Raw genomic sequence first — 6,155 nt, forward strand, 5'->3', positions numbered from 1 at the left:
GGGCCCCGCCGATGCGGGTCCCCGGGCCGTACGGAGCTCTCGTGCGCAGGTCAGGCGGCCTTGGTGAAGGACATCGCGGCCGGGGCCAGGGCCAGCTCCAGGACCTGGCGCACATCCGTCACCGGGTGCACCTCCAGCCCCTCCAGCACCTCGGCCGGGACGTCGTCCAGGTCTGCCTCGTTGCGCTTCGGGATGATCACGGTGGTCAGGCCCGCCCGGTGCGCGGCCAGCAGCTTCTGCTTGACCCCGCCGATGGGCAGCACCCGGCCGGTGAGCGAGACCTCGCCGGTCATGGCCACGTCGGTGCGGACCTGGCGGCCGGACAGCAGCGAGGCGAGGGCCGTGGTCATGGTGATGCCCGCGCTGGGGCCGTCCTTGGGGACCGCGCCGGCCGGGAAGTGGATGTGCACGCCCCGGTCCTTGAGGTCGGCGACCGGCAGCTCCAGTTCCGCGCCGTGCGAGCGCAGGAAGCTCAGCGCGATCTGCGCCGACTCCTTCATCACGTCGCCCAGCTGGCCGGTGAGGGTGAGCCCGGCGGCCCCCGTCTCGGGGTCGGCGAGCGAGGCCTCGACGAAGAGCACGTCGCCTCCGGCCCCGGTCACGGCGAGACCGGTGGCCACGCCGGGGACGGCGGTGCGCCGCTCCGCGGGGTCCTGCGCGGACTCCGGGACGTGGTGCGGCCGCCCGATCAGGGCGCGCAGGTCGTCGGCGCCGATGGTGAAGGGCAGCTCCCGCTCGCCCAGCTCGTGCTGGGAGGTCACCTTGCGCAGCAGCCGGGCGATGGACCGCTCCAGGATGCGCACGCCCGCCTCGCGGGTGTACTCGCCCGCGAGCCTGCGCAGGGCCTCCTCCTCCACTACCACCTCGTCGGCGGCCAGGCCCGCGCGCTCCAGCTGGCGGGGCAGCAGGTGGTCTCGGGCGATGACGACCTTCTCGTCCTCGGTGTACCCGTCGAGGCGGACCAGTTCCATGCGGTCGGCCAGTGCCTCGGGGATGGCTTCGAGGACGTTGGCGGTGGCCAGGAAGACCACGTCGCTCAGGTCCAGCTCCACCTCCAGGTAGTGGTCCCGGAAGGTGTGGTTCTGCGCCGGGTCCAGGACCTCCAGGAGGGCGGCGGCCGGGTCCCCGCGGAAGTCGGAGCCGACCTTGTCGATCTCGTCGAGGAGGACGACCGGGTTCATGGACCCGGCTTCCTTGATCGCGCGGACGATGCGGCCCGGCAGGGCGCCGACGTAGGTACGGCGGTGGCCGCGCACCTCCGCCTCGTCGCGGACGCCGCCGAGGGCGACGCGGACGAACTTGCGGCCCATGGCGTGGGCCACGCTCTCGCCGAGTGAGGTCTTTCCGACGCCGGGCGGGCCGACGAGCGCGAGCACGGCTCCGCCGCGCCGGCCGCCGATGACGCCCATGCCGCGCTCGCCGCGCCGCTTGCGGACGGCGAGGTACTCGGTGATGCGGTCCTTCACGTCGCCGAGTCCGGCGTGCTCGGCGTCGAGGACGGCGCGGGCACCCTGGATGTCGTACCGGTCCTCGGTCCGCTCGTTCCAGGGCAGTTCGAGGACGGTGTCCAGCCAGGTGCGGATCCAGGAGCCCTCCGGGCTCTGGTCGCTGGCGCGTTCGAGCTTCTCGACCTCCTTGAGGGCGGCCTCGCGGACCTTCTCGGGGAGGTCGGCGGCCTCGACGCGGGCGCGGTAGTCGTCGGACTCCTCGCCCTCCTGCTCCCCGTTCAGCTCGCGCAGCTCCTTGCGGACGGCTTCGAGCTGGCGGCGCAGGAGGAACTCGCGCTGCTGCTTGTCGACGCCGTCCTGGACGTCCTTGGCGATGGATTCGGCGACGTCCTGCTCGGCGAGGTGGTCGCCGAGCGCCTTGACGGCGAGCCTGAGGCGGGCGACGGGGTCGGCGGTCTCCAGCAGTTCCACCTTCTGGGCGGTGGTCAGGAAGGGCGAGTAGCCGGAGTTGTCGGCGAGCGCCGAGACGCCCTCGATCTGCTGGACCCGGTCCACGACCTGCCAGGCGCCGCGCTTCTTGAGCCAGGTGGTGGCGAGGGCCTTGTACTCCTTGACGAGCTCGGCGACGGCCCCCGGCAGCGGATCGGGCACCTTCTCGTCGACGGTCTCGCCCTCCACCCAGAGCGCGGCCCCGGGCCCGGTCGTGCCGGCCCCGATCCTGACGCGCCCGCGTCCGCGGATCAGCGCGCCGGGGTCCCCGTCGGAGAGCCGGCCGACCTGCTCGACGGTCCCCAGTACGCCGGTGCCGGTGTACTTGCCGTCGACCCGGGGCACGAGCAGCACCCGGGGTTTCCCGCTCCCGGCCGCCGCCTGCGCCGCCTCCACGGCTCCGCGCACCTCGGTGTCGGACAGGTCCAGCGGAACGACCATTCCGGGCAGCACGACCTCGTCGTCGAGCGGCAGCACGGGCAGGGTGAGCGTTACGGACGTCGAAGCCATGATCTTCCCTCCGGCAGTGAAGTTGAGCTATGCCGACTCAATGCACCTGCGCCCCGGGATGTTCCCCAACTCCCGTTCGCCGGGGGCGAACACCTGCGCGCAGGCCCCTGGGGCTGCTGTGAGCTGCGAGTTCTCGACCCGAGAAGACCGGACGGAGAAGGAAGGACGGCCGTGACCGTCCCCGAATGGCCGCTGCGGGGTGGCACGGGGGTCCGCGTCAGCCGGAGACGTGGAGGTCCCCCGAGGTGGTGCGGAAGGACAGCCGGGAGGGCGCGGCGGGGGTGGAGACCAGGGTGACGTCACGGTCCCCGGAGGTCGTGGAGGCCGTCACCTCGTACGGGGCCTCGGGCAGCCGGGCCCGGACCTCCCCCGAGGTGGTGGTGACCGAGAGGGAGGCCGGGGGCTCGGCGAAGCCGAGGGTGGCGTCGCCGGAGCCCGAGCGGATCTCGGCGTCGGGGGCGCGCAGGGCGGTGGCCTCGATGTCGCCCGACGCGGTACGGATCTTCAGCGGGCCGGCGATCCGCTCGGCGCGCACGTCCCCGGAGTCGGAGGTGACCTCGGCGGCCGCGACCCCCGCCACGGTGATGCGGCCGCTGCTGTTGTCGAGGCGTACCTTCGCGGAGGCGGGCACCTCCAGGCGGTAGTCGACGTAGCAGGAGTCCGCGCAGCCCGCGGTGAAGGTCAGCACGCCGTCGGAGACCCGCTGGCCGGGCTCGGGGGTCCGGTCGCCGCGGTAGTGCACGGTCCGGTGGACGCTCACCCCCGGGCCGGTGCCGGGGGTGACCTCGATGGAACCGCGGCGCGCGTCCGTCACCTCGACCGCCGTGACGGCCTCTGTCACGGTGGCGTCGGCGGTGAGGCTCCTGGAGGTGCCCCCGGGCAGGGAGCAGCCGACGAGGAGGAACGCGGCGACGGTCACGACGCCGCCGAGGGCCTTGCGGCCGGGGCGGGCTGACGCGGTGTGGGCTGACATGCCGTCCAGTCTCGCGGCCCCGGGGCCGCCGGGCGCTGGGGCCGGTACCCGGAGCCGGGGTGGGGATATCCCCCGGCCGGGGCGGGGCGGTCAGGGGCCGGAGGCCACCGGGCGGTCCGGGGAGGGGAGGCCCCATTCGCTCCAGGAGCCGTCGTACACCGCCAGCCCGTCCTCGCGGCCGGCCAGGGTCGCGCCGAGCGCGAGGACGCAGGCCGTCACCCCCGAGCCGCAGCTGAAGCAGAGGCGTTCGCGGCCGTCCGCCACGGCGGCGAACGCCGTACGCAGTTCCTGCGCCGGCCTCATCCGCCCGTCCGGCCCCTGCAGTTCCCCGAACGGCAGGCTGACCGCGCCCGGCATGTGACCGCCGCGCAGTCCGGGCCGGGGTTCGGGGGCGGTGCCCTCGAAGCGCTCCCGGGTGCGGGCATCCAGGACGACGGCCGCCGGATCGGCCAGCGCCGCCGAGACGGCGTCGGCGTCCACCAGCAGCCCGCGGCGCGGCCGGGCGGTGAAGGAGCCGCGCGGGCCCTCGTACGCCGCCGGGGCGGCCTCGACGGGCAGGCCCGCGGCGGTCCAGGCGGGCAGGCCCCCGTCGAGGACGGCTGCGCGGGTGAAGCCCATGGCGCGCAGCATCCACCAGGCGCGGGCGCTGGAGTAGATCCCGGCGCCGTCGTAGACGACCACGGTGTCGGTGTCGTCGAGGCCGAGGCCGCGCATGGCGTCGGCGAACTCGGCGGCGGCGGGCATGGTGTGCGGCGCGGCGGCGGTGTGGTCGGACAGGACGCCGTCGAGGTCGAAGGGCCGCGCGCCGGGGATCCGCACGGGGGCGCCCCGGTGGGCGCCGACGGAGGCGTCGAACAGGACCGGCCCGGTCCCGCCGATCCGCTCCGCGAGCCACTCGACCCCCACGAGCGGCCCGAACGCGGCGGGGTCGGGACCGGTGGGGGCCGGACCGGCCGGACCGGTGGGGTCGGTGGGGTCGGGTGTGGGCATGCGGCACCTCCGGATGCGCGCCGGGCCCCGCCCGCCGGGGCGTGCCGCCCGGCGGGTGTCTGACGCGGGTCGCACCATCCTCCCCCGGCCCCCGCCGGGCCCGGCAACGGGCCCCGCCCGGGGGCGAGTCGGCCACCGGCGGCCCTGCCGGACCCCGGCCCGGCTCAGCCACAGCCGCCCGCCCTCGCGTACACCGCGACCCGGGCCCCCCGCACCGGCGTCACCGAGCAGCGTTCGAAGCCGGCGGCCAGCGCCTCCCGCTTGGCGGCCTCGCGCGGGTACGGGTCCAGGGGCTGCCCGTCCGGGTCCAGCAGGGCGACCACCCGGGGCGAGCGCAGCAGCGCCTCCCGGATCCGCTCCGGGGACAGTTCGGTGCCGTGAAGGGTGTCCGAGGCCCGAGGGGAGCGTTCCAGGGCCACGTCGCGCAGGCCCGCGTAGGCGGTGGGCGAGGACAGCAGCCACTCGCGCCGCCGCGACGGCATGAACAGCACCGCGTCCCCGGGGCGGGCCCGCTCCCGGACGGCGGCGGCCACCGCGAGGACGTCGTCCTTGCGGCTCTCGGGGGTCCGCAGCCACACCGACCACCAGCCCAGGGGCACCAGCATCACGGCGACCAGCAGCCAGGGCCGCCACCCGCGCGCGCGGGCCAGCCGGGCCCCGACGAGGAGGGCGGGTCCGGCGAGCGCGTAGAGGACGTACCGGTCCACGTACCAGGGGTGCGCCAGGGACACCGTCATCAGCAGTCCGGGCGGCAGCAGCGCCAGCGGTACGGCGACCCGTGCCAGGTCCGCGAGGCCGCGCTCGCGGGCGCCCCGCGCGAGCAGCAGCACCGCGCCCGCGAGCACCCCGTAGGCCGCCCAGTCCTGCCAGGAGGGCCGTCCGAGCCAGCCCAGCTGCGCCCGCGCCTGTCCGGCACTCAGCAGGGCCAGCGGCGCCAGCCCGGCCACCACGGCCGCCGCGCTCCACCGCCAGCCGCGCGAGCGGCTGGCGACGGGGGCGTGGGCGAGCAGGGCCAGGACGGCGAACTCGTGCAGCCAGCAGCCGAGGAGCAGCACGGCGGCGTAGGCGGCCCACCGCCCGCACAGCATCAGGTGGGTGGCCCAGACCACGGCCGCCGCGACGAGGGCGTACGAGCGTCCCTCCTGGGCGTAGGCCTGTACGGGCGGGAGCAGGGCGTAGGCGGCGCCGGCGAGGAGCGCGGCCCGCTCCCCCGCGAGGCGGTGGGCGATCGCGGCCACGCCGGCGGCGGCGAGCGCGGCGCCGGCCACGGAGGGCAGGCGCAGCGCCCACAGGCCCCCGTCCCACAGGTCGAAGACCGTGTGCATCAGCAGGTAGTACAGGCCGTGGACGGCGTCGATCCGTGCGAGGAGTCCGGCGAGGCCGGCCAGGGGGCGGTGGGCGACCTGCCAGGTGGTGGACTCGTCGCGCCACATGCTGCCGCCGCCGGGGCCGCGTTCCAGTGCGAGGAGGCCGAGGAGGACGGCGAGCAGCGGGGGCACCCAGCGCCATGCGGCGATGCGGCGGATGACGGCCTCCGGGGATGCGTTCCGTGGTGGGATGGAAGTCCATGGTCGGGGTCGGCCGGGGTACCCGGGAGGCGAATGTGCGAACGGTACGGAACGGGCGGACGGCACGAACGGCGGCGGGGGCGCTGCTGGTGGCGGCGGTGCTCGTCGGCTGCGGGGCGGGCGGCGCGGACGGCGCGGACTCCCGCGGGCCGGGCGGGCCCTCGGCCGGGGCGACGG

At 76.0% G+C, this 6,155-nt stretch carries 4 protein-coding genes; all 4 read right to left on the minus strand.

Going from position 1 to position 6,155, the window contains the following annotated elements:
• Positions 1 to 50: 50 nt before the first annotated feature.
• Complete coding sequence (lon, locus tag ACEPPI_RS29235; RefSeq protein ID WP_373918269.1) at positions 51 to 2,447, minus strand: endopeptidase La; 2,397 nt, start codon at positions 2,445 to 2,447, stop codon at positions 51 to 53.
• Positions 2,448 to 2,664: 217 nt separating this feature from the next.
• Positions 2,665 to 3,420: a DUF4097 domain-containing protein gene (locus tag ACEPPI_RS29240; protein ID WP_373918270.1), complete on the minus strand. Its 756-nt coding sequence runs from the start codon at positions 3,418 to 3,420 to the stop codon at positions 2,665 to 2,667.
• 90 nt (positions 3,421 to 3,510) lie between these two features.
• On the minus strand, positions 3,511 to 4,410 hold the full coding sequence (locus ACEPPI_RS29245) for a sulfurtransferase (protein ID WP_373918272.1): 900 nt from the start codon (positions 4,408 to 4,410) through the stop codon (positions 3,511 to 3,513).
• A 164-nt stretch (positions 4,411 to 4,574) separates the two neighbouring features.
• Positions 4,575 to 5,909: a hypothetical protein gene (locus ACEPPI_RS29250; protein WP_373918273.1), complete on the minus strand. Its 1,335-nt coding sequence runs from the start codon at positions 5,907 to 5,909 to the stop codon at positions 4,575 to 4,577.
• Between the last annotated feature and the right edge of the window lie 246 nt (positions 5,910 to 6,155).

Source organism: Streptomyces sp. AB3(2024) (genome assembly GCF_041862025.1).
GTDB lineage: Bacteria > Actinomycetota > Actinomycetes > Streptomycetales > Streptomycetaceae > Streptomyces.

Excerpts from the sequence above, each read along its gene's own strand:
- lon (WP_373918269.1), bottom strand. The coding sequence starts at position 2,447 with ATGGCTTCGACGTCCGTAACGCTCACCCTGCCCGTGCTGCCGCTCGAC.
- ACEPPI_RS29245 (WP_373918272.1), bottom strand. The coding sequence starts at position 4,410 with ATGCCCACACCCGACCCCACCGACCCCACCGGTCCGGCCGGTCCGGCC.
- ACEPPI_RS29240 (WP_373918270.1), bottom strand. The coding sequence starts at position 3,420 with ATGTCAGCCCACACCGCGTCAGCCCGCCCCGGCCGCAAGGCCCTCGGC.